Here is a 24,067-nt window from a genome sequence, read left to right on the forward strand (position 1 = left end):
CTTTTTTACTCATCATAGGCTGCATCCTTAACTTCTAAACAGCAGCAGCTTTTTCCGGTAGGTCCGATTCTCCTCACATGACATGCTTTTTTTCGCTCAATGCTTAAATCCCAAACTCCTCATTCATATCTTGCAATCCCTTACGTTCAGCTCTCGACCGGGGCCGTCCGTTCCTTCGCTGGATTCGAGGCGGATGGTCTACGAAACGTAGACGCCGCATCGGCATCCCGAATCCATAACGCCGCTCCAGCACCGATGAGCAGGAAGCCTGCAGCCCCGAGCAATGCTGCTCGATATGCCATCAGATTCGGCTCCACCTCCCCTGTCGCGCTCATAGTCCCCGTACCAACGGCAGCCAAGATGCCTGACAGAACGGCCAGCCCTATCGCAGGACCAAGCCTGTTCTGCACCGTGAACCAGGTCGAAGCGCGTCCCATCGAAGCAGGCGGGATGGTGGCAAAGGCCGCAATCTGAACAGCTCCCACCGTTTGCCCGAGGAAAATTCCCACGCCAAACAGCAGCACCCGTATAAACCACGGATTCGTCCCGGCATCTACCAAACTTAGCATGATGAAGATAAACGCGGTGGCCACCAATCCCATCATGATCACCCGTCTTGGACCGAGTCTTGGATACGTCCAGGGTACGAGCTGCGAGGCAACCATAAGTCCGATGGCTTCGGGAAACGTCGTCAGCCCCGTATCCAGCGCGGACACATGCAGGGCGTTCTGATACATCAAAGGGAATACGTACAGCATACCCAGCAACCCTGCCGAAGCGCACATCGCGATGAAACCCGTCGTCCGAAACAAGCGATTCCCTAGAAGCCGCAAATCCAACAGCGGTTTTGGAGTTCTTAGCTCTACCCTCACCAGCGCAGCAAGGAGCAGGATGCCAGCCAAGCCGGCGCTCCATACTTGCGGGGCGTTCCACCCATGCAGCGGACCCTGGCTCAGGGCATACATGACCAGCGCAAGACCCGGCGCGGACAGCAGCAAACCCGGCACATCCAGTTTGCCGGCATCCGGCTCTCGATGTTCCTTCAGCCAGAATAGACCGAACACTATCGCGGGAAAACCAATCGGCAAGCTCACGTAGAAGATCCACCGCCAGGTCAAATACTCAAGGAGCAGACCGCTCACAATCGGTCCGACTGCAGGCGCAATCGCAATGGGCAGGATGAGAGCCCGGGAGATTTTCGCGCGTTCCTCCGGCGGGAACATGCGGAACAACATCGCCATGCCGACGGGGGTCAGCAAGCCGCCGCCGATGCCTTGGATCACGCGAAACAGGGTCAGCGTTGCCAAGCTGTCAGCAAAGCTGCACAATACAGATGCACCCGTGAAAAGAGACAGGGCCAAGAGGAACGTTCGCTTGGTTCCCCATGTATCGCCAAGCCAGCCCGCCATCGGCAGAACGATGGCTAAGCTGACCAAATAACCGACATTCAGAACCCCGGATGCCGCAGGCGGCACTTCAAGCTCCCGGCTGATCGTCTGAAGCGCCACGTTCAGCACGGTGGCGTCCATAGCAACCACAAACATCGCTGCCACATAGACGATGCATAATACCTTTTTCGAATTCAGCCCATGGCTCATGACCTAGATTCCGGTGTTGACCCGGCGTCGGCATACAGGCTCCGCGGCCGTAAATCGACCCAGCTCTTGTTGATATAGGCGACGCATTCCTCCCGTGTGGTAAGTCCCAGAACCTGATTCCAGCCGGCCGGAATAGCCGCGAAACCCGGCCAGAGCGAATATTGGCCCTCATGGTTCATCAGTACAAGAAACTTGCCGTCGGCTTGCTCAAAAGGATTGGTCATGGATGAGTTCCCTCCTGTCCATTGTTGTCACTGTTTTAGGTGCCATTTCCTCAAGCTTGCTTAGAATGCACTTGCCGATATAATCCAGTGGACCCGGCTGGCATAAATCCTTATGCCGGCATTCGATGTCGTGCCGCTCGATGTTACCGCCCACATAAGGCTCCCACATCTCCGGTTCAATGGGGTCGAACCAATCAGGGATGATGGTGGAGTGGAAGAATAACATGTCTCCCTCAAACCGCTTCGGAACGTAAGCCTTTAACAATTGAACCGAATTTTCATAGGTTGTCTTCAAAATCATGATCGTCTCTTCCTCAAGGGACGAGAGCGCGCTGCTCTCGTTACGCAGCAATTCAAGGGCGGCCGCTACCGTTAACGGCGCGTCCCCAAGACCCGCTTCAATGCTTTCCCTGTCAAAGCCTCCAAGCGCCAGCAGCGCGGTCAAAGCCTCATCTTCATCGGGTTTATCCTTGATCGGCAAATAATGACTTGGATAAGCATCCAGTATGGCTAGCAATTCAATGTCTTCACCCGCTTCCTGCAGCTGTACCGCAATCGACTGAGCGACATTGCCGCCCAAAGACCAGCCGAGCAGTCGATATGGCCCCGTTGGCTGAAGGGAACGGATATGATTGATGTAATCTGCCGTCATCTCTTCCAGTGATTCCGGCAGCTCCTCCGCCTGGGCAATTCCCCTTGCCTGCAGGCCGTATATCGGATAATCCATGCCGAGATGCTTCATTAAACCGGCGTAGCACCAGCTTAATCCTCCTGCCGGATGCACGCAGAACAGCGGAATTTGATCTCCATGCGACCGAAGCGGAAGCACGACCTGCAGCGCACTGTTGCCGCCGCCCATCTCAAGCTTGTCGACAAGTCCCGCTACGGTAGGCGCTTCGAATAAAGCTGCTATGCTTAATTCTTTGCCAAGGGCTTCGCGAACCCGGCTGATGAGCCGGACCGCCAACAAAGAGTGACCGCCGAGCTCGAAGAAGCTGTCATCGATGCCGACCCGCTTGGCGCCGAGTATTTCGGCAAACAGCTCGCATAACACTTCCTCCTGCGGCGTTCGCGGATTGCGCCCATCCGCATCCGGCGCCATATCGGGAGCCGGCAGCGCTTTGCGATCAAGCTTTCCGTTAGGTGTAAGCGGCAGCTTGTCCATACATACGAATGCCCATGGAACCATGTAATCAGGAAGCAGCGAGGCGACATAACGGCGCAGCTCCGTACTCGAAAGCGACTCACCGGGCTTGCCGACAACATAAGCTGCAAGCCGCTGGTCTCCGGGCTGATCCTCACGCACCATGACGGCCGCCTGCGAGAGAGCCACATGACGGATGAGGACCGATTCGATCTCGCCAAGCTCGATCCGGAAGCCGCGTATTTTCACCTGGTGATCGGACCGTCCCAAATAATCCAGGGTGCCGTCAGCAAACCGTCTTGCCAAGTCGCCGGTTCGGTACATTCTTGTCCCCGGCGGACCGTATGGATCCGCCACAAACCGGTCGGCAGTAAGGTCGGGACGACCCCAGTACCCGCGTGCCAATCCTGCGCCGGCAACATACATTTCCCCGATGACGCCATAGGGAACGGGCTGGAGCCTGGCATCGAGCACGTATACCCGCAGATCCGGAATCGCTTCACCGATCAGGCTGCCTGCTCCCGGCAGCGCAAGGCTTTGATTCAATTCCTTATAGCTGACATGCACGGTGGTTTCCGTAATACCGTACATGTTGATCAGACGCGGGGCATCGTCGGCATGACGCCGATACCAATCAGTGAGCCGTCCAAGCTCCAAAGCTTCGCCGCCGAACACAACATACCTCAGTGACAGTTTCTGCCCTATCCCCGCCTGCTCCCGATCCGCCTGAATCAATGGATAGAACGCCGACGGAGTCTGATTCAGCACAGTCACGCCTTCCCGGATCAGCAAGCTTAACATTTCTTCAGGCGATCTGCTGACCGTATGCGGAACAACGACGAGCCGACCGCCGTACAAGAGCGGCCCCCATATTTCCCATACCGAGAAATCGAAGGCATACGAATGGAATAAAGTCCATACATCGGTCTCATCAAATTGAAACCAATGCCGGGTAGAGTCGAATAGCCGGATGACATTCTGATGCGGCACGAGCACGCCCTTCGGTTTGCCGGTGGAACCGGAAGTATAAATGATATAAGCGGCATTCTGCGGCATAAGCAGCCCGAGGCGCTCGCGGTCGCTTGGATTCTCCTTGGAATAACCCTGCAATCGCAAAGCTTGTTCAGGCTCATCGACGACAACACACATGAATCGTGCGTAACTCGGCAGCTGGTTTATCACGTGAATGCTCGTAATAACGCATACCGGACAAGCATTCTCCATCATGTAAGCCAATCGATCCTCCGGGTACTCCGGATCCAGAGGAAGGTAAGCGGCTCCCGCTTTAAGCACGGCCAGAATGCCGATAACCATATCCACCGAACGCGGCAGGGCGAGAGCTACGATCTGCTCCGTGCCGACGCCTGATGCAATCAGCAAGTGAGCCAGCCGATTGGCGCGCTCGTTCAGCTCTTCATAACTCAGAGACTGGCCGTCATGGATAATCGCAATCGATTGAGGCGAGCGGCTGACCTGCGCTTCAAACCGCTGAGGCAAGGTTGCCTGCTCGGTGACCGGCAGCGGAGCACTCCATTGTCGCCGGATTTCTTCCCGTTCATGAGCGGTTAAAACATCCAGTTTGCTGATGGTTTTACTTGGTTCAACGACAGCACTTTCCAATACGCGCACGTATCGTTCCGCCATCGCTTCCACCGTGCTGCGTTCGAACAAATCCGTGCTGAATTCAATGAAGCCGTCGACTCCGTCCGGTTCGCCGTTCCTATCACGCCGCTCGGTCAGTTCGAAGGTTAAATCGAACTTCGCCGTGCCCACGCTTTGCAGCTGCAGCCTCGAGGTGATTCCCGGAAGCTCAAGCGAAGTTTCCGGCGTGTTCTGCAGCACGAGCATCACTTGGAAGAGTGGATGCCTCGCCCGGGAACGCGGCGGGTTCAGTGTCTCGACAAGCCGCTCGAACGGCACATCCTGATGCTCGAAGGCTGCCAGGCTCTTTTCCCGAACCCGTTGCAGCAGCTCATCGAACGGCGGGTCTTCCGACGTGTCCACACGAAACACAAGAGTATTGATAAAGAAACCGATTAAATGATCCAGATGGTCGTCATTCCGACCCGAGACGGGACTACCGATCGGAATGTCCGTCCCTGCGCCCAGCTTCGTAAACAGCGCAGCCATCGCAGACTGAAACACCATAAACAAAGTCGCCCTGTTGTTCTGCGCGAGCGCATTCAACTGCTGATGCAGCTCACGGGATATCGGAAACGGTACGCTTCCGCCCTGATAGGTGGCCACGGCGGGCCTCGGATAGTCGGTAGGCAGCTCCAATTGCTCCGGCAAGTCGGAAAGCGCTCCGGTCCAATATTCCAGCTGGCGGGCAATCAGGCTGTTCTCATCGCCCGAGCTGCCAAGCAGCTTCTCCTGCCAAATGGCATAATCCGCATATTGTACCGGTAACGGAGTCCATGTCGGTTCACTCCCCAGGCACCGTGCTGCGTAGGCATCCGATAGATCCCGCGTCAACGGGGTAAGCGACCAGCCGTCTCCCGCTATATGATGCAGCAGCAACAGCAGTACAAATTCTTGATCGCCCAGCTGGAACAATTCAGCCCGCAGGGAAGTTTCGGCTGCAAGCTCGAAACGGTACCTAACGGCTTCGGCCAATCGATCCGCAAGCTCTGCTTCGCTGATCTCGGTCACCATCAGCACCGGTCGTGTCCCCTCGGCATCCAAAATGTGCTGATACGAGGCCCCATCATTTTCAGGGTACACCGTGCGCAGCGACTCATGACGAGCCACCACATCACCCAGTGCCATTCGCAGCGCTGCCAGATCGAGTTCACCTGACAAGCGGGCCACAAGGGGAATATTGTAGGTCGGGCTCGGACCCTCCAACCGGTATAAAAACCATAACCGCTGCTGGGCAAACGACAACGGCAAGCGCTCGCCCCTTGCCGCAGGACGCACAGCCTGTCTTGCCGCTTGCGCATGATCGAGCCGTTTGGCGAGACTCGCCGCCGTTGACGCTTCAAACAGGCTGCCAATGCTGAGCTCTACGCCAAAAGCTTCCCGGATACGGACCATGACCCGGCCGGCTAACAGAGAATGACCGCCAAGCTCGAAGAAATCATCGTCGATGGTAACCCTCGGCAAGCCCAGCACCTCACCAAAAATCGTACAAAGCATCTCCTCTTGCGGCGTTCGCGGCATACGCCCGGCCGCCAACCGAACATCAGGCACGGGCAGCGCTTTGCGATCCACCTTCTTGTTCGGCGTGAGCGGCAGCGCTTCAAGGGCTACGATCACAGAAGGCACCATATACTCGGCCAGTTTCTCTGCGGTGTAATTCCGTAAATCTGCGGTATCGATGGGGTCTGTCCCTGCTGACAACGGGACGATATAAGCCACTAGCCGGCGATCACCGATCCGATCCTCGCGAATCATGACAAAGGCCTGCTCCACTGCCGGATGAGTGACTAGCACGGACTCAATCTCCCCCGTCTCGATCCGGAAGCCGCGCAGCTTGATCTGATGATCGGCACGTCCCAAATAATCGATCCAGCCGTTCTCCAGCCAGCGGGCAAGGTCGCCGGTCCGGTACATCCTGGACCCGGGAGGACCGAAGGGATCCGCGACAAACCGTTCCGCCGTCAAGTCGGATCTTCCCAAATAGCCCCGGCCAAGCCCAGTGCCCGCAATGTACAGCTCGCCCGTTACCCCTGGTGGAACCGGGGAAAGTGAAGAATCGAGCACATACAGTCTCGTATTCCATACCGGTCCCCCGATGGATGGCTTTTCCCGTTCATGATCGAGTTTGGCCGCCGTCGAATAAATCGTTGTCTCCGTCGGACCATATTGATTGTTCACTTCGCAGTTCAGGTCTTGAAGCGCAAGCTTAAGACCGACCGGCAGCGCCTCGCCCCCGGTAATGACTTTGAGCCGTTCAAATTTTCCTGGACGGCAAGCGACAATCGACTGCCATAACGTCGGGGTCGCCTGCATGACGGTGGTCCCCGTCTCCCGCATTCGGCGTATGAGCGCCGATGCGTCGAGAATGGTATCCCGCATCACGATGTCGAGCGTCGAACCGCATGCCAGCGGCAGCAGCACCTCCATGACCGAGATATCGAATGACATCGTGGTGACCGACAGCCAGCGGTCCCGCTCCCCGATTCCCAAACGCCCGCGCATATCCGACAGCAGATTAGCAAGACCTTCGAACGTGAGCATGACCCCCTTTGGCCGACCGGTTGATCCGGAGGTATAGATCACGTAAGACGGGTGAAGCGGCAGCAGCGGACGTATGCGATCAGTATCGACAGGATTATGAAACGCCTGCCGCTCCAATCGCTGGAGAGTAGTCGGAGCATCCAGCACGACCACGTTCTTGTCTTCCATGACAGCTGCGAAACTTCCAGCCAGTTCCTGTGTTGTTATCAAGCATGCCGGCTTCGCATCTTCAAGCATATAAGCGATACGTTCGTCCGGATAATCCGGATCTAACGGTAAGTAAGCCGCCCCAGCCTTATGCACGGCGAGGATGGCAACAATCATATCCACCGACCGCGGAAGCGAGAGTGCCACGATCCGCTCTGGCCCTACATCACGGGCAATAAGCAAACGGGCCAGGCGATTCGCTCGCCTATTTAACTCCTCGTAACGAAGAGATAACCCTTCGCATATGACCGCCTCCGCCTGAGGAGTACGTGCAGCCTGCTCTTCAAATAATTGCGGTACGCTTAGCTGCGGCAAGGAACGGGTCGTATCGTTCCACTGAAAAAGCACCTTCTCGCGTTCTTCCGGCAAAATCAAGGCCAAGCTCCCGACGGGATCCATCAGCTCCGCTTCGGCCAGGCTGTCCAGCAAATACAAATAGCGATGTAAATGGGATTCTAACTCCTCTGCGCTATAGATCAGCGGATTGGCATCCATATCGATTCTCAGCCCGTTCCCGCCCAATCCGCCATACACGTTCATCGTCAAATCATCCACGGGACCGGACGCAAGATTGCGGACGCTGCCGCCGAAACCGCCAAAATTCAATTCCTCTGCAAAAGGCATCACATTCACGAGCGGTCCAAATAACCTGCGGTTGTCCGCAAGCAGTTTGAGATCGCGCCGGATGTCCTGATGTCGGTAGCGCTGATGCCGCTTGATCTCGCGATTCTCCCGTGCGACCTCCTGCAGCAGGTCGATCAGGCTCATATCGGGCCTAACGCGCACCCGGAGCGGCAGTAAATTCATGACCATGCCCGGAATGCGGATGGATGACGAACCTAAGCGGCACATCACCGGCAATCCAAGCACAACCTCCTCAGCGCCTGTTATACGATGTACATACAGGGCTGCTGCAGCCGCAATCACATCCGGCCAGCTTGTCCCTGCAGCTTGCGCAGCCGCCTGCCAGCGAAGCGTCGAAGAGGTCGGAAGCTGAGCCGAACGGCGCAAGAAGCTCCGTGCCGAACGCTGTGCCTGTCCCCCTAAGCTGACCACCTCCGGCTCATCGGCAAAGCGCTGCAACCAGAATTGGCGATCCGAGTCGAGCTGCTGCGACATGCGGTATGACGTATCTTCTTCCAGGATCGTCCGGAACCTGCCGAACGCTCCAATGCCGGAAGATACTCCGCCTGTTAATTCCGTGTAGAATTGAGAGACTTTTTGCAACAGAAGCGATACGCCGAATCCATCAATCACGATATGATGAATGCGTTGGTACCAATAGTAGCGATCGGCGGCGATCTTGAACAGCGCCTCCGTAAACAGCGGTCCTCGGCATAGGTCGATGGCTTGGGCAAGGTCATGCTCCATCCAGCTTTGGGCAGCAAGATGAGGATCCTCTTTCCCGCTCACATCCATCACATAAAGAGGCCAGTCAGGAGATGGATCGATCGACTGCCAAGGACCGTCTTCATCTTCGTCGAAGCGGGCATGCAAGGCTTCAGCCTCCCCCACCACTTGACGCAAAGCCTTCTCGAATAGAACCGGATCTACAGGTCCTCGAATCTCAACGCATTCCGCCGTGTTAAATATCGGATTGTCCGGGTCCAGCTGCTGGGCATACCAAATCCCCAGCTGCGCGCCGGACAGCGACCAGCGCTCCCTCTTCTGCTCAAGCATATCCATTCCCTCCTTTTACACCGTATAGTAATCATAATTGGGCGGTGACACGCACACGTTCTGCTTATCTGAAAGCAATCCCCACCAGCCTGCCAGTGTCGGCTGCTCGGCCAACTCCACAAAGCTGATATCCAAGCCTTCACGCCGGAATCGCTCGGCCAAACTCATGATGCGAATGGAATCCAGTCCCCAGTATTCAATCAAATGGTCATCCTCACCGATGCTCAAGGGCTGTTCCTGCAGCAATTCCGCCACGTTCTCCCGCAAGGTTTGCAGCGTCAGCAGCGATTGTCCCTTCGCAGCATCCACGGTATTTGCCTCCCCGCTTGGAGCTTTAGAATGCTCCGAGACAAAACGCTGCTCTTGCGTTATTAACGAAGCAACCAAGCGTTCCGTGGTCAGCGTAACAGCACAGCGTTCGGCAGCATAAACAAGTGCCAGACGGTGCTTCTCTTCCGAGAAATCCGCAAGGGCATCCGCAATGAAGAACGGCTGTATGTCTTTCATAAAAGCTTCGCTGGCGGTCAGCAGACAGCCGATGTGAGCGTATATCCCGCAGATCATCAGCTGGTCGCGGCCTTGCTCGCGCATGATGTCATGCAAATTGGTTTTCTGGAAGGCGCTGTATCTCCACTTGGTTAACAGCATATCCTGTTCCGACGGCGCGACCGCATCCACGAACTTTTTCTGGTAGGGACCGTCGTTGATGCCGGATCCCCAGAAATCCTGCAGCAGACCGCGCTGCTCCGGTGCCTGGCCCCCGGGCTGCGCCGAATAGATCACGGGAATGCCAAGCTCTGCGCAGCAGGAACGCAGCTTCTGAATATGGGTGAGCAGCTCCACGACAGGCGATTGATCAGGCGTAAACGCGTCGATGAAATATTGCTGCATATCATGGATGAGCAGCACGGCACGATTCGGATCCGCAGTCCATGCCACCTTGTTCTTGGGCAGGTCTGCCTCCCCTGGCATTGGATAAGGTAAAATCTTAGGAAGTGCCATTAATATCTCCTCATTTCTATGTTATTTTGAAATATTCACCCGTGCGTCCTGATTCTGCGCCGCAAGCTCCCGCAGCTTCTTTTTGCTTACTTTTCCGACACCTGTGTGGGGGAAGGAATCCATAAATTCCACCCGATCCGGGATTTTGTACGCAGCGAGCCCTCTATTTCTGAGAAACACCTTCAGCTCATTGCCGCTAACCGTACCGTTATGAACGATAACGAATGCACAGGTCCGCTCGCCCAGATACTCGTCCGGCATGGCGACCACGGCGGCATCGTGCACGCTCGGATGGGCTAGCAGATGGTTCTCGACCTCCTCGGCCGCGACTTTGTCGCCCCCGCGGTTAATTTGGTCCTTGGAACGACCTTCGATCACCAGATATCCTGAGGGTGTCATGCTCGCCAGATCACCCGTTCGATAGAAACCGTCTGATGTGAAAGCCTTCTCGTTATGCTTGTCCGCCTTATAGTAGCCGCGAATCGTATAAGGCCCCCGTGTCAGCAATTCTCCGACTTCGCCGGGAGCTACTTGGGCGTCATCTTCATCGACCAGCCTCACTTCATCGTACGGGGACATGGGACGCCCTTGCGTATGCACCGTTATGTCTTCGGGGTCATCCAGCCGGGTATAGTTCACCAAGCCTTCCGCCATCCCGTACACTTGCTGCAGCCTACATCCCAGCACCGTTTTCACGCGGTTGGCCGCCTCTGCACTGAATTTGGCCCCGCCTACCTGCAGCACCTGCAGATTGGACAGGTCTTCGGAGCGGGATGGTGCCGCTTCAAGCCAGATTAAGGCCAGGGGCGGGACGACCGCCGCGATCGTGACGCCCTCGGAGGCGATCAGCGGAAAGGCCGCATCCGGACTCGCTGACCGTGCGAGAACCACCCTTCCCCCGGCATACAGCGTCCCCAGCACGCCCGGCGAGCTGAGCGGGAAGTTATGCGCGACGGGCAGCACCGCCAAATAAACGCTTTCCTTATCCAGCCAGCAGATTTCGGCGCTCATGCGCAAGCTGTAAATATAATCGTCATGCGTGCGCGGAATCAGCTTCGGCAGTCCGGTCGTCCCGCCGGACAGCTGCAGGAACGCGACATCGCCAGAATCTGGACCTTCCTCGTCTAATCCGCGTGAAGGACTGCCCGAATCATCAAGATACAGGTCATCCAGGGATAGAAATGACCCGGAGCCCGCGTCGCCTGCAACGATGACATGGCGCAGCGAAGGAACCGATGCCTGAACCTGAGCTGCCAAGTCACGGTAATCGAATCCCGAATCCTGATCCGAAATAATATAAGCGGCAGCTTCGCTGAAGCCGCATAGATATACGATTTCGCTCCGGCGGTGGACAGGCAGAGCGAAAACCGGAATTGCCCCGATGCGGAACAGCGCAAAGATCGTATCGAAAAATGAAGCGATATTCGGCAGCTGAATAATAACCCGTTCCTGTGCTTTAATTCCGAGCTTAAGAAATCCCGCTGCCAAGCGGTCCACCCGGTTGTCCAGCTCAGCGTAGCTTATGCGCTGATCGCCGCTCACGATCGCAATCCGCTCCCCGTGCGCTGCCGCCCGCTTCCGCAGGAGCTCTCCGAAGGTTTCGCCCTGCCAGCAGCCTGCCTCCCGGTAGCGGGCGGCAAACTCCTCCGGCCAAGCCTTACAACCTGTCAACATCCCTCATTCCTCCTCCAACATCGTGGTTTGTTGTTCATTCAAGCCCATGGCAGCCAGAATCGTGCGGAATTTGGCTGACGTCTCGGCTAGTTCGGCTTCCGCTATGGAGCCTGTCACGATTCCGGCCCCAGCGAACACCCGCAATAAGGTTCCTTCCGTTTCCGCGCAGCGAATCGTCACGGCCCACTCGCCGTCCCCGTTGGCATCCGACCAACCAACGGCTCCCGAATAGAAGCCGCGATCGAACGGCTCGATCTCTTGTATGACATCCCTGGCCGCAGCGGTCGGCGTGCCGCAGATTGCCGGCGTCGGATGCATCGCCAGGGCAAGCTCCAATGACATTATCGATTCATCCTTCAGGACGCCGTTGATTTCGGTAGACAGATGCCACATGGCTTTTGTCTGTACGAGCGAAGGTTCGGCGGGAACCTCCAGCTTGCTGCAATAAGGCTGCAAGGCCGATGCTACGGCATCGATTACGATGGCATGTTCATATCGGTCTTTGGCGGATGACAGCAGGGCTGCCGACCGCCGCTGATCTTCAACGGGATCGGCACTCCGCGCCGCAGAGCCCGCCAACGGATTTCCTTTGATCCGCAGCCCCTTCTTCGTAACGAGCAGCTCCGGGCTTGCGCCAAACAGCGTCCTGGTGGATGCAACGGCATCCGGACTTGAAGTGTGGGACAACTCGGGTGCCAATGGTACGGCAAACGTATAGCCATGGGAGTGATGGTACGCTAAATGATTCAATAGGTGAGGAATGGACAAGGCATGGGGAAGCGTGATATCCAGCGTTCGGGAAAGCACCGCTTTATGGAGTTTCTTTTGACGAATGAGCTCCAGCAGTCGGTTCACGCCTTCCTTGAACGCCTCCGGCTCCGGAACGGAAAGGACCTTGTAACTGGAAATTCGGGGCATTTCCGGGGCCTTGCCTGCAGAGAATAGAAGGGAATCATGCCACTGGGCCGTTAGCGGAATAAACAGACTGGCCGGTTTTTGAATGTCAAAAGGTATGGCGCCTACAACAACGGCATCCGACCGGCCCGCTTGCTTCGCACATTCCAGCAGTTCCACGATGCGCTCCGGCAGTGATCTGTGATCGGTCCCCGCGGGAACCGGCAACCTTGAATACTCTCCATGCGTTAACAACGTCTTGCGCGGGGAAGAGAAGAAGAAAGACGAACCGACCCGGTATTGTTCCATAAGTTGCGCAGCCTCGGCTGCGGTTGGAGCATCATAGTGTACCATTTCAGTCTCCTCTCTGCTTATGAGCCTACCTAGTATATTGAAGTTAGAAAATCATGAGATCCGCGAATGCTCAGCATCCTAGCGTCGCGCCGCCATCCACGCATACGTCCTGCATGGTCAGGTGCCCGGCCCGATCGGATACGAGGAATACGACCGCATCCGCAATGTCGGAAGGAAGGGCGATTTTACCAAGCGGTATGCCGACGCGGAAGGAATCCGGCGCTCCCTCGATAATGGGAACTGCACCTTGATCATCCTTCCATAACAAACGCTGCATTTCGGTATCCGTAGAGCCGGGGGAAACCACGTTACAACGGATATGATAACGGGCATATTCGAGCCCCAAGCATTTCGTAAACATCGTGGACGCCGCCTTGGAAGCAGCATAAGCCGACATCTGGGCCCGCGGAACTTTGGATGCATTCGAGCTCACGGTCACGATAGCTCCGGAATTACGGCTCGCCATCCGCCTTACGACCGAGCGTGACGTGTAGAATACGCCGTGGGTGTTGACGTTGAAATGCGCCTGCCAATCCTCGTCGCGAAGCGACTCAACCCCACCGATTCGCAGCACTCCGGCAACGTTAACGAGAATCTCGATTGGACCGAGTTCCTCCTCAATCCGCTCGACCATCGCTTCAACCTCGGCACTGCAGCTGACATCCGTCCTGTAAGCCACAGCCTGTACGCCTGAGCTGCATAAATCTGCCGTAAGGCGGATCAACTCGGCCTCCTTCCGGTCGCAAGCCGCGACAACGGCTCCTTGCCGGGCAAGGGCTCGTGCCACCGCTTCGCCAATCCCTTGGGCGGCACCGGTCACGAGGGCTACTTTCCCTCTAATACCTGTACTCTCCATGGTGATCATCTCCTTATTCTTGAGGATGGAGGGCAAACCGTAACGCTCTGCTGATGAGGACAGGCAGCACGGACAAATGCCCTTCACCTTCAAATTCCTTGAATTCGGCATGAATGCCATACCCGGACTGAAGAGCCAGGCGTTCAGCGAGTTGGGATGCGCTGATGCAATTGCCGGTGACATGGGACCTCTCGAACTCTCCTGCGCCAAGCAGCAACCGTACAGGATATGGCTCTTCCTTGACGCGTTCGACAAAGCGCTGCTCCAGCTCTTGTAAATATTCCTGATTCCAGTGAATAGAAGGGCTGCCCGCGATATAACACGAGAATGCCTGCGGTTTAGCGAACATGGCGTAGAGCGTGAACAGCCCGCCTAGGGAATGACCGAATATCGTCTGGCGACGGCGGTCGATGTTAAACTCGCCCTCGATCTGCGGTTTCAGTTCCTCCTCGATGAATTGCAGGAACTCAGCCGCTCCTCCCTGTTCCGGTACGGGACCCCCATCCAGCTTGTTCTTGAACCTCATGTTGGGGTAGGGCGTGTAATCATAGAACCGATTCGGGGCATACTGCCCCTCCGTCTCGTAACCGATACCGACTACGACCGCCGGCAATATCCCAGTTTTGTCCGGCCTATGGCACTGCAGGCGCAGTGTTTCGACCATCGTGTGAAACACGCTGTTGCCGTCCAGTAAATAGATGACCGGATATCCAGACGGCGGGGCCGGTCCCATCGGCTGTGCCGCAATGATTCGGTAGCGGCGCTGCCCTACCCTCGAGCGCATCACCCAATGCTCCGCATGGGGCAGCTCTACGCTGCGCCGCATCATATCAACGTAAGGCGTATGGTTGCTCATGCAGTGCCTCCCTATTGACCCGTGATGGAGCGAACGACATCATCCACGATTTTCTCGTAGGCAATAAGGCCGCTTCCCAGCCAGTATTCGTTATTCGCTTCATACACCTGCCCATTCTTGACCGCCGGCATGCCCTTCCAGATCGGGCTTTCCGTCATTTCCTTTAAGCGTTCCGTTCCCTGATCGTAGGCGTTAATGACAAAAATATAGTCCGCATCCAGCTGTGGCAGTATCTCCAGCGAGATGTTAGCTGCATTTTCGTTCTCGACCAGCTTGGACTTGCCCAGTCCCAGATCCTGATGAATCACATATCCGCAGAGATAATTTCCGCCCATCAAACTGACGCCTCTAGGAGCAAAACGAATGATGGCAACGTTCTTGTCCCCCACCACGGAATGAAGCTTCGCCTTCGCTTCGCTTGCTTTTTGCTGATAATTTTTCAAGGCAGTCTCGGCCTCCGAAGCTTTCCCAAGCAGTTCCCCCAAGGTGGTCAGCGATTTCTCAACATGACCGGAAGCATTTTTAAACACATACGTTGGCGCGATTTTGGCATATTTCTCATATGTACCATCCGCAGCATAGGTTTCGGTATGAAGCACGATGAGATCCGGTTCATAGGACATCAGGGCTTCAGGTGAAGGTAAGCCTCCTGAAAAATCAATCAGCGGGACGCCGTCCAGCTCCTGCTGCAAATAGGTGTGTCCCATCTTGCCGTTGGCCCATTGCGCCACAGGCTTCACGCCGAGCTTCAGCAAAGAATCCTCCATGTTCGGTGCAAACACTTTGTTCACCTCCGCCGGAATCTTCACTTCATGCCCGAGTTCATCCGTTACCGTACGCTCCTCCTTGGGTGACGTCTCCTCACTGTTCGTCCCTGTTTCTTCCGTCGACGTTTGGCTGCCCTCTACCTTACTGGACGTCTCAGCCGCTGCCTTCTTCGCTGCAGGCTGATCGCCGCCCGCTGCTTCGGAATCCGCCTTGCCCCCACAGCCTGACAACAAGCCTATGACGATAACACAGCACACAAGTGCTGATGTTTTGATCCTCCAACTTCTTTTTCCACGGTTAAAACGTTCTGCCACAATGTATCTCCTCCTGTGATAATGATTCTCAATTAAGTCGAGTATATATTACGTAGCAAACGATTCACCATGGCTTTTATCCAGAACTCCGTTTGGACTATCTCCTGTAAACAGCAGCAATGCCTCGTCCAGCATTCTCGTCACGGCAAGAGCCGAATATTCGAACCAGGGATCGGACGAGATCATATAGACGCTGCCTCGAGCGACAGCTCGGAGTGTATGCCATTTCGCAGAATGCAAAAGTGCAAGCCAATAGCGGCGTGATGTGGCTTCAGGGCATACCGCAATCAGGATCCGGTCCGGATTGATCTGGAGCAAATCATCCAGCGTGATCTGTTGATTACGCATGGTATTCAGTCCGCAGGCTTCCTGTAGCTGCAAATCCTGATACAGCACCTCCTCAAGCCCCCGGTTACCGTATATATAGAGGCTTTGCCCATATATCCGCAGCGCGGCAACACGCTCATTTCCTACCACTTGCTGCATTCGTGAGCGGGCATGCACCACTTTCCGTTCATACTGCTCGATCCAGGATTGTGCCTGTTCTTCTTTGTTCAGGAATGTTGCGATCGTCTCCAGCTGCTTCCTCCACCCTGCATGGGACGGAACAATTAAGGTGGGGGCAATAGGCTCCAGCTTGGCGATTTCCTCTTGACCGAGATGATCCATACCGATAATGGCGTCAGGTTTGGCCCGGAATAGCTGCTCGATATTTTCCTCAAAGCGGCTGTCCGGATAAGGGTTTGTCAATTTCAAGCGGGACTTGATCTCCGAGTTGTAGGCATTGTAGTAAAATGGGGTCCACTTCGCGTCAAGCGGCGCCGCGGCAGGAATGACATTCAACGCCACAAGCTGCCCGATGATCGAAGAGGAACAGGCCGCGATAAGCTGCCTCGAATTTCGGGCATATTCCGACGGCGAAATGCCCACCTTCTTTTTAAAGATACGGCTGAAGTAGAACTCATCCTTATAACCGACTCGCTGTGCAATATCCCGAAGCCGATCGTCCGATTCAGCCAAGTAACGCTTGGCGTGATTCATGCGGACATGCGTCAGGTAATCAATCGTGGTCTGGCCGAATGTCTTCTTGAACAGGTCCACGAAATACTTTGGACAAATATTAGCCATTCCGGCCAGTTGGCCAATGGTTAACGCCTCGTTATAATGACAATCGATAAACTCCTTAATCTCAACCAGGCTGGTTCTTCCGCTACGATCCAAATCCAATGCGCTATCTATGTTCAGCTCTTCTTCCGTACGCATGAGTTGCCCCCTTTTTACGATAAAACGATTTGCAGGCTATGCAGGCATGTTTACCAGCTTTAATAATTGATAATGATTATCATTTTCACTGATAAAAATAGCATGCCATTTGCAGCGTGTCAATCCAAATTTGGAAGGAAATGCTTGTCCCCATGCTCTGAGTGAAACCTGTTAACAGGCTCCAAACCACGCAAAAAACCCGTCATCAGGCACTTTGTCCAAGTGTCCTGTGGCGGGTTCTCATTCATAAAACAGTCGATTTACGACAAGCAGTATTTCACCAATGCCTCGTGTACGCCGTCCTCATTGTTCGAAGTTGTCACCGCATTGGCTGCAGCCTTGACCTCGACCGGAGAGTTATCCATCGCAATCCCCATCCCTGCGTAGGTCAGCATCGTAATATCGTTGAAATAATTGCCGATGGCAAGCACCTCGTCCGGCTCATAACCTCTTCTTGCTGCCAGCTGCTGAAGCGCGCTTCCCTTGGATGCTTGACGATGCATCAGATCGATGAAGTACTCTCCGCTTCGCAGCATGTTGAAGGGAAGCGTCCACTGGCTCCAATCCGCGTAAACGCGGTCAATATCGGCGGATTCACCAAAGGTGGTAAATTTGACGACCGGGTCTGACAGCTCCTCCCATGTCGGTAAGTTGCTTGGCAGCATCAAGTAGTTCTCGTACATCGAACGCACCGGGCCGGCAAGTTCCTCCACTTGGTCCACATACATCTCGAATGCGGTGTTTACGTCAAAATGCACCCCGTGCTCACGGCAGTATTTCATGAAGGGCTCAAGCTGAAGCGGGTCCATACCGAACTGATGAACGATGTTATGGGTCTCCACTTCTACCGTTGCCGCACCGTTATGACTGATGACATAACCGCCTAGACCCATGCTTTTCATAAAAGGAATCGAATTCAGCGGTCCTCTGCCTGTGCACAGTACAATTTCCACTCCTTGTTTTGCGGCTTCCATCACGGTGTTCCGCGTTTTCTCCGTGATTTCATGATCATCATTCAGCAGCGTTCCATCCACATCAAGTGCTACCAATTTGTATGCCATTCTCCATCCATCCTTTAGTCTCTATTTCTCTATCGTGATCATGCCCTTCCGAGCAAAGACAGTTCTTGTTCGGTCAGCTCCCGGTACGTCCCGATTTCAAGATTTTCATCCAATCGAAGCTCGCCCATGCTGACTCTTTTGAGATAAACGACTTTTTTGCCTACTGCTTCAAACATCCGCTTGACCTGATGAAATTTGCCTTCATGGATCGTCAGCGAGATGCGGGACAGCTGGACACCGTCGCCTCGTTCCTCATGGGAATGGATCACCAGCTCGCCGGGCAAGGTCACGTATCCGTCATCTAAGGTAACACCCGCAGCAAACAACCGCACATCCTCATCGTCCACCCAACCCTCTACAATCGCTTCATAGGTTTTCGGAATATGCTTCCGGGGCGATAACAGCTCATGAGCTAATTTACCATCATTCGTAAGCAGCAGCAGTCCTTCCGTGTCCTTATCCAATCTGCCCACCGGAAACGGCTCGAAGATCAGGTACTCCTCATCCAGAAGATCCAGCACCGTACGGTCACGAAGATCCTCGGTCGCCGAAATGACGCCCGGAGGTTTGTGCAGCATGAGATACACGAATTCCCGATATTGCACGGTCTCTCCCTCAAACTCAATGATATCCGTATAAGGATCAACATGTTTACCGGGGTCCTTCATTACCGTTCCGTTGACCACGATGCTCCCTTGTTTGGCCTTTTTCTTCAATTCGGCCCGCGAGCCGAATCCAAGATTGGATAACACCTTGTCCAATCTTTGCGTTGTTTTTTTGCCTTTAGCACTCATACCGATGTCCACCTCCACCCTGCCGGATACTCATTCTTCAATATTCCTGCCTGCCATTTGCCCCAACCGGCCGAGTATCCGTCTATACACACTAACACATAACCCTTCGCTTCAGCACCCGATCGACAAATCACGCGCTCTTCCGGAATCGACAAGGTTTCCCCTTTCAAATACCGGACCGCTTCTCCGTCCTCGGAGGACAGGCTGACATATCTGACAGCCTCATCCGCTTGAAGCGCTGTAGCCAAGGGATGTCCAGGTATAAACCGTTCATTCTTCAACTGTCCCATATACCATCCGGGACGAATCACTTTAAGCTGCTTCAGCCGGTCTTCCGGCAGGGGCGAGACATACACATGGTTCCCGTAGATTACGGGATAGCCGGTCAGCTTCATATCCAGCTGCTCGCGGATAAAGGCTTGGAACAGATTGATCGCAATCGAACCCGATGGAGAATCTGCTCCGCTCCGGCGGGATCCCTGTTGGCGCGCTGCACCTTTACCGTATTTCCCTGCTTTACCCGGGCGCTCCTCCCGAAGGGCCGCTTTTCCTTTACGCTCACGGGCGTGCTCTGTGCGGGAAGTTACAGCAAGCGACCCATTGACCAAGGCGTCTGGCTTGAATAGTGGAGCTTGTTCCCGTTCAGCCTCATGCATGTCCGGCTCGCCTTCCCGCTGAAGCACAGCCATGAAATGCCCTTCGCCTCTGACCTTATGCGGCCACAGTCTTGCGGTCCCGGAAAGCTGCTTCAGCACGTCCTCCTTCACATCTTCCTGTCCCGTCATCCAGTTCGTTTCCCCCGGAGAAAAAGATTCCGAATGATCCACCGGGATCACGTAAAAATCCGGCTGCTCATTCAGAAACTCCGCAATCATCCCTTCATTCTCCTCCGGCGAGAAGGTACAGGTAGAATACACCAGCCGACCTCCCGGTCGGAGCATGGCAGCAGCCGATTTCAGGATGTCCCGCTGCATCTCCGCAAACTTGAGCGGAGACGATTCTTCCCAGTACTTCAGCATGGATTCGTCTTTGCGGAACATCCCTTCGCCGGAGCAGGGGGCATCGATCAATATTTTGGAGAAAAATCCGGGGAATGCACCTGCGATCCGCTCCGGATCCTCATTGAGCACCACGGCGTTCCGTACGCCGTACATCTCCAAGTTTTTGGCAAGCGCTTTGGTGCGGTCCGGATGAAGATCATTGCTGACCAATACCCCCTGCCCATTCAGCTTTGCCGCAATCTGCGTAGATTTGCCGCCGGGAGCCGCGCACAGATCCAGCACCCGATCTCCCGGCGTTACGCCAAGCAGTTCGACCGGAGCCATGGCGCTTGGCTCCTGGATATAATATAACCCCGCATGATAGTAAGGATGCCGTCCCGGACGTTCACCAGCCTGAGTATAATAACCGGTTGAACACCAGGGGATGGGCGCAAGATCAAAGGGGGACAACTTCATGAATTCCTCTCTGCTGATCTTCAGGGTATTCACCCGAATGCCCGCATTCGGGGCTTGTTCATAAGACTTCATAAAATTGTCATAGTTTTCGCCGAGCAGCGATTTCATCTTCGCCAGAAACGGCGAGGGCAGTCGTAATGCCATACATAGTACCTACCTGTTCTGTATCGTATCGTCTGAAGTATATTTTCACCGTGCTGAAGCAAACATTCGCATGTTCCGCTCCGACTTTTAATATTGTATAATAAACTACATTAAAAAGGACAAGTCCTTATTTATTATTAATCATTAGGGGGTGGATCCATGAACCGCAAAAAAAAGAATAAATACACCGCACTATACGCCTTCGGCGGAGTCTTCGTCTTATTGATTGCTGCACTCATTTTCTTGAACGGTCAAGGAGAAGCAAGCGAATTGTACGGCGGCAAGAAGGTCTCCAGCCTGAACCCGGCTACGCAAGAGCTCCTTAATGATCCGAACTACCAGCAAATTATATTGCCGGATCAGCTGAAGAGCAAGGTCGACAACAAAGAGAACTTCTTTGTGTACTTCTTTGCATCCGACTGTCCGCACTGCCGTGCGACGACCCCGGAACTGATGCCTTTGGCGGATGATGCCGGCATTACGATGCACCAGTACAATCTTCGCGAGTATCAGGAAGGCTGGAGAGAGTACAACATCGAGTTTACCCCGACGCTGGTCTACTTCGAGAACGGTGCAGAGAAAGAACGCATGGTCGGCGGATTGAAACCGGAAGGTTCCAGTGAAGGCTACTCCATCGATGATTTCAAGCAATTCCTGGATAAGTATAAAGGGAGCGTGACGAAATGAACCGCACTCGCGCCATCCTCTTTACCTTCGTCATTTCGGGCATGCTGCTGACCGCATGCGGCGGTAAAGAATCCGCTGCCGGGCATCAGCACGGCGCCGATTCGGAACGATATGAGACAACGGCCAGCTTGACGGTTATGCCGGAGTTCTTGTCGAGTTATACCGACAATACGCAGGCAACCTATGCCACGGTCGGCGAACTAGAGGACATCATCAAGGAAATCAAATGTTATTGCGGCTGCATGGATGAGGAGAACGGCTACCATGATTCCCTCCACCGCTGCTTCATTGCCGAGAACAAGGACGGCGAAGTCAAATGGACGGACCATGGCGCCCAATGCGGCATCTGCCTGACCGAGCTGCAGGATGCCAAACGGCTCCATGACGAAGGAAAATCCGTCGAGGAAATCAAGCAGTTCATCGATGACAAATATAAAGGTACCGAATCCTGATTCTGCACGGTCATACAAAAAAGAGCTGCCCAAAAGTAGATCCCTCTACAGACGGGCAGCTCTTTTTTCACTTGTTCCTAGGGTTACTTGGAATGTGCCCGCTCCGGCTTTCGCCGCTGCGGAATGTTCGGCTGGATGCGCTCCGATGCCAACTGAACTGCCTGCTTAAGCTCAGTATCCCCAATTTCGATCGTCAAATCCCTATAGGGGAATGGATGAACGCTATACGACGACAGCTGTTTGGCGTATTCCCGCACTTCGCTCACCAGCTTCCCCATCGAGATCCCCAGTTCATCGCCGGGATAACCCTCGAGGCGGGATACAGCGCTTGTGAACATTTTATATGCTCCTCTTACGTTGTTGTTCCGGAAATGAAAAAGCCCGACAGCCACTTGCAAAAGCCCCTTATACCTGGGATCCCGCTCCCGCGCTAGCCACAGTTCCTCAAGCACCTCATGGCATTCGAAGTAGTCTTGATCCCGGTTAAAGTAGACGAGGTAAGCGACATACAGCGGTTCATAACTCATGTTCGTTTACTTTCTTCTTGGCTTCTGCCAGCAGCTCCTTCACCTCGTCCAGAAGCACCTTCATCGCATCCATGTCATGATCCTGAAATATCGCATTAAACCGGCTCTGAAAAGCAATCGCCTCATTGACCAGGTGGAAGAAATACAGCTTGTGTATCGCGTTCAGCACCTGTGTCGTAATATTGGAATCGTCCTCGAACTGCCGCTGCGCCTCCAATATATCCTCCCGGATGCTCGACATTTCCGTATCCAGCGTATTCGCCGCTTCTCCGGCTTTCTTCAGCCGTGCCCGAATGTCATCCGGCAGACTTTCCCGGTACTTGTAGCTAAGCGAGTGCTCAATCGTCGCCCAGAAATTCATGGCCAGCGTACGGATCTGAATTTCGGCAAGCACTTTCTTTTGCCCCAGAGCCGTCTGCACCGGATACTCGATAATCATATGAAAGCTCCGATAGCCGCTCTCTTTGAAATTGGTAATGTAATCTTTCTCATATAATACGGTCAGGTCTTTCCGTGCCCGGATATATTCGGCTACCCGCCGGATATCCTCCACGAACTGACACATAATCCGAATGCCTGCGATATCCTCAATCCCGGTTTCCAACTCGTCCATCGGCACATCGAGGCGTTTCGCCTTGTCCAGTATGCTCGAGATCCGTTTGACCCGACCCGTTACGAATTCGATAGGTGCGTATTCCTCCCGCTTTTTCAGTTCGGAACGCATCGTCTTGAATTTAACCTTCAATTCCTCAACGGTCTGCTCATACGGAAGCAAAAATGTCCCCCAGTCTCTAACGTCCATCGCCTTGCCTCCTGTCTTTACCCCTTTACCGATGATTAGCCCCGACGGCTTCGGAAATATGGCTGAAGCCATCCCGTGCAAGCAGCTCCCGGAGACCGGAATGAAGCTTGCGGTTCACCTCAGGCCCTTCATAGATAAGTGCTGTATAAATTTCCACCAGGCTTGCGCCCGCGCGTATTTTGTCATAAGCATCACTTGCCGTAAAAATTCCGCCAGACCCGATAATTGGAAGCGCACCGCCGGTCTGCTTATATATCCGGGATACAATCTCCGTTGACCGGTTACGCAGCGGTTTCCCGCTAAGGCCGCCGGTTTCTTTGGCGTTACTGTGCGTCAGGCCCTTCCGCGAAAGCGTCGTATTCGTGGCGATGATGCCGGAAACCCCGCTTGCACGAATCGTATCTACCATGAATTCCAGTTCCTCATCGCTTACATCCGGCGCAATCTTCACCAGGACGGCCTTCTCGCCTCCATGAATCTTGGCTTGGCGGGACATTTCGTTCTTTACGGCCTCCAGCAAGGATGACAATTCGCTCCCATGCTGAAGGCTGCGCAAATCCGGCGTGTTCGGTGAACTGATGTTGACAACAAAAAAGTCGCCATACGGAAATAAAGCTTGAATGCAAGCTTCGTAATCACCGTTGGCTTTCTCGTTCGGGGTCGCCTTGTTCTTCCCGATGTTGACGGCAACCGGAATACGGCGTTCCTTGAGTCCAGACAGCCTTTTTGCCATCGCCTCGGCCCCTTCGTTGTTGAAGCCCATCCGGTTGATGAGTGCCTCGTCCGGAGGAAGGCGGAACAAGCGCGGCTGTTCGTTGCCCGGTTGTCCCTTCGGGGTCACCGTGCCTACTTCCATAAATCCGAAGCCGATGGAGGAGAATCCTTTGACGGCCTGAGCATTTTTATCCAATCCGGCGGCAAGTCCGACCGGTGTCGGGAAATGAAGACCGAACAGGTCCACTGCCAAATCCGGTGTTTCGCTAACACCGTACATCCCTCGCATGACAGCGTCTGCGCCAACCACGCCGGAGGCACGTCCAAGGCCGCCAACCACAAGGTGGTGGGCTTTTTCGGGGTCGAGTTTAAAAAATATAGGTTTGCCTATGTTGCGGTACAGCACATCCACT

General features: G+C 54.6%; 18 protein-coding genes. 2 read left to right on the top strand and 16 right to left on the bottom strand.

Annotation, left to right across the window (positions count from 1 at the left end; translation table 11 throughout):
- Positions 1–146 precede the first annotated feature (146 nt).
- From OHJ21_RS15360 to OHJ21_RS15420, 13 genes are all read right to left on the bottom strand, one after another.
- Complete coding sequence (locus OHJ21_RS15360; protein ID WP_486020455.1) at positions 147–1,598, bottom strand: MDR family MFS transporter; 1,452 nt, start codon at positions 1,596–1,598, stop codon at positions 147–149.
- Positions 1,595–1,822, bottom strand: a complete 228-nt coding sequence (locus OHJ21_RS15365; RefSeq protein WP_486020456.1) for an MbtH family protein — start codon at positions 1,820–1,822, stop codon at positions 1,595–1,597. The genes OHJ21_RS15360 and OHJ21_RS15365 overlap by 4 nt, the downstream gene beginning before the upstream one ends.
- Positions 1,806–9,035 (bottom strand): amino acid adenylation domain-containing protein, encoded by a 7,230-nt coding sequence (locus OHJ21_RS15370; RefSeq protein ID WP_486020457.1) that lies wholly within the window; start codon positions 9,033–9,035, stop codon positions 1,806–1,808. The genes OHJ21_RS15365 and OHJ21_RS15370 overlap by 17 nt, the downstream gene beginning before the upstream one ends.
- Positions 9,036–9,050: 15 nt before the next feature.
- On the bottom strand, positions 9,051–10,037 hold the full coding sequence (locus OHJ21_RS15375) for an isochorismatase family protein (protein ID WP_100538462.1): 987 nt from the start codon (positions 10,035–10,037) through the stop codon (positions 9,051–9,053).
- Positions 10,038–10,058: 21 nt separating this feature from the next.
- Positions 10,059–11,711 (bottom strand): (2,3-dihydroxybenzoyl)adenylate synthase, encoded by a 1,653-nt coding sequence (locus OHJ21_RS15380; RefSeq protein ID WP_486020458.1) that lies wholly within the window; start codon positions 11,709–11,711, stop codon positions 10,059–10,061.
- Positions 11,712–11,714: 3 nt separating this feature from the next.
- Entirely contained in the window at positions 11,715–12,959 is a 1,245-nt protein-coding gene (dhbC, locus tag OHJ21_RS15385) for an isochorismate synthase DhbC (protein ID WP_486020459.1), read from the bottom strand.
- Positions 12,960–13,029: 70 nt separating this feature from the next.
- Entirely contained in the window at positions 13,030–13,815 is a 786-nt protein-coding gene (locus tag OHJ21_RS15390; RefSeq protein WP_486020460.1) for a 2,3-dihydro-2,3-dihydroxybenzoate dehydrogenase, read from the bottom strand.
- Between the two features lie 13 nt (positions 13,816–13,828).
- The gene (locus OHJ21_RS15395) at positions 13,829–14,671 is read right to left on the bottom strand and encodes an alpha/beta hydrolase (RefSeq protein ID WP_486020462.1); all 843 of its coding nucleotides are present in this window, start codon (positions 14,669–14,671) and stop codon (positions 13,829–13,831) included.
- Between the two features lie 11 nt (positions 14,672–14,682).
- Complete coding sequence (locus OHJ21_RS15400) at positions 14,683–15,753, bottom strand: ABC transporter substrate-binding protein (RefSeq protein WP_486020463.1); 1,071 nt, start codon at positions 15,751–15,753, stop codon at positions 14,683–14,685.
- A 48-nt stretch (positions 15,754–15,801) separates the two neighbouring features.
- On the bottom strand, positions 15,802–17,016 hold the full coding sequence (locus tag OHJ21_RS15405; protein WP_486020465.1) for a helix-turn-helix domain-containing protein: 1,215 nt from the start codon (positions 17,014–17,016) through the stop codon (positions 15,802–15,804).
- A 260-nt stretch (positions 17,017–17,276) separates the two neighbouring features.
- A complete protein-coding gene (locus OHJ21_RS15410) occupies positions 17,277–18,077 on the bottom strand; it encodes a Cof-type HAD-IIB family hydrolase (protein WP_100538469.1) in 801 nt (266 codons plus the stop codon).
- A gap of 38 nt (positions 18,078–18,115) precedes the next feature.
- A complete protein-coding gene (locus OHJ21_RS15415) occupies positions 18,116–18,871 on the bottom strand; it encodes a pseudouridine synthase (protein ID WP_100538470.1) in 756 nt (251 codons plus the stop codon).
- Positions 18,868–20,472, bottom strand: coding sequence for an RsmB/NOP family class I SAM-dependent RNA methyltransferase (locus OHJ21_RS15420; RefSeq protein WP_100538471.1), 1,605 nt, complete (start codon positions 20,470–20,472; stop codon positions 18,868–18,870). The genes OHJ21_RS15415 and OHJ21_RS15420 overlap by 4 nt, the downstream gene beginning before the upstream one ends.
- 159 nt (positions 20,473–20,631) lie before the next feature.
- Here OHJ21_RS15420 and OHJ21_RS15425 point away from each other — a divergent pair, with 159 nt between their 5' ends.
- Together OHJ21_RS15425 and OHJ21_RS15430 are read left to right on the top strand one after the other, a co-directional pair.
- On the top strand, positions 20,632–21,159 hold the full coding sequence (locus tag OHJ21_RS15425; protein ID WP_100538472.1) for a thioredoxin family protein: 528 nt from the start codon (positions 20,632–20,634) through the stop codon (positions 21,157–21,159).
- Entirely contained in the window at positions 21,156–21,611 is a 456-nt protein-coding gene (locus OHJ21_RS15430) for a PCYCGC motif-containing (lipo)protein (RefSeq protein WP_127591497.1), read from the top strand. The genes OHJ21_RS15425 and OHJ21_RS15430 overlap by 4 nt, the downstream gene beginning before the upstream one ends.
- An 83-nt stretch (positions 21,612–21,694) precedes the next feature.
- On the opposite strand, the gene OHJ21_RS15435 is transcribed toward OHJ21_RS15430, so the two are convergent.
- The 3 genes from OHJ21_RS15435 to OHJ21_RS15445 are packed head-to-tail and all read right to left on the bottom strand — an operon-like array spanning position 21,695 to position 24,060.
- Entirely contained in the window at positions 21,695–22,138 is a 444-nt protein-coding gene (locus OHJ21_RS15435) for a DUF309 domain-containing protein (protein ID WP_326113827.1), read from the bottom strand.
- A complete protein-coding gene (gene yjbM, locus OHJ21_RS15440; RefSeq protein WP_076325749.1) occupies positions 22,128–22,940 on the bottom strand; it encodes a GTP diphosphokinase in 813 nt (270 codons plus the stop codon). Before yjbM ends, OHJ21_RS15435 begins: the two co-directional genes overlap by 11 nt.
- Before the next feature lie 25 nt (positions 22,941–22,965).
- Positions 22,966–24,060, bottom strand: coding sequence for a quinone-dependent dihydroorotate dehydrogenase (locus tag OHJ21_RS15445; RefSeq protein WP_207797508.1), 1,095 nt, complete (start codon positions 24,058–24,060; stop codon positions 22,966–22,968).
- Positions 24,061–24,067 lie beyond the last annotated feature (7 nt).

This window comes from Virgibacillus sp. LDC1 (assembly GCF_025792345.1).
Classification (GTDB): Bacteria; Bacillota; Bacilli; order Paenibacillales; family Paenibacillaceae; genus Paenibacillus_AQ; species Paenibacillus_AQ lautus.

Bases quoted from the DNA above. Each gene is read 5' to 3' on its own strand.
- OHJ21_RS15375 (WP_100538462.1), bottom strand. From the start codon at position 10,037: ATGGCACTTCCTAAGATTTTACCTTATCCAATGCCAGGGGAGGCAGAC.
- yjbM (WP_076325749.1), bottom strand. From the start codon at position 22,940: ATGGACGTTAGAGACTGGGGGACATTTTTGCTTCCGTATGAGCAGACC.
- OHJ21_RS15425 (WP_100538472.1), top strand. From the start codon at position 20,632: ATGAACCGCAAAAAAAAGAATAAATACACCGCACTATACGCCTTCGGC.
- OHJ21_RS15410 (WP_100538469.1), bottom strand. From the start codon at position 18,077: ATGGCATACAAATTGGTAGCACTTGATGTGGATGGAACGCTGCTGAAT.
- OHJ21_RS15435 (WP_326113827.1), bottom strand. From the start codon at position 22,138: ATGAGTTATGAACCGCTGTATGTCGCTTACCTCGTCTACTTTAACCGG.
- OHJ21_RS15415 (WP_100538470.1), bottom strand. From the start codon at position 18,871: ATGAGTGCTAAAGGCAAAAAAACAACGCAAAGATTGGACAAGGTGTTA.
- dhbC (WP_486020459.1), bottom strand. From the start codon at position 12,959: ATGGTACACTATGATGCTCCAACCGCAGCCGAGGCTGCGCAACTTATG.
- OHJ21_RS15370 (WP_486020457.1), bottom strand. From the start codon at position 9,035: ATGCTTGAGCAGAAGAGGGAGCGCTGGTCGCTGTCCGGCGCGCAGCTG.
- OHJ21_RS15405 (WP_486020465.1), bottom strand. From the start codon at position 17,016: ATGCGTACGGAAGAAGAGCTGAACATAGATAGCGCATTGGATTTGGAT.
- OHJ21_RS15390 (WP_486020460.1), bottom strand. From the start codon at position 13,815: ATGGAGAGTACAGGTATTAGAGGGAAAGTAGCCCTCGTGACCGGTGCC.
- OHJ21_RS15360 (WP_486020455.1), bottom strand. From the start codon at position 1,598: ATGAGCCATGGGCTGAATTCGAAAAAGGTATTATGCATCGTCTATGTG.
- OHJ21_RS15380 (WP_486020458.1), bottom strand. From the start codon at position 11,711: ATGTTGACAGGTTGTAAGGCTTGGCCGGAGGAGTTTGCCGCCCGCTAC.
- OHJ21_RS15430 (WP_127591497.1), top strand. From the start codon at position 21,156: ATGAACCGCACTCGCGCCATCCTCTTTACCTTCGTCATTTCGGGCATG.
- OHJ21_RS15395 (WP_486020462.1), bottom strand. From the start codon at position 14,671: ATGAGCAACCATACGCCTTACGTTGATATGATGCGGCGCAGCGTAGAG.
- OHJ21_RS15365 (WP_486020456.1), bottom strand. From the start codon at position 1,822: ATGACCAATCCTTTTGAGCAAGCCGACGGCAAGTTTCTTGTACTGATG.
- OHJ21_RS15420 (WP_100538471.1), bottom strand. From the start codon at position 20,472: ATGGCATTACGACTGCCCTCGCCGTTTCTGGCGAAGATGAAATCGCTG.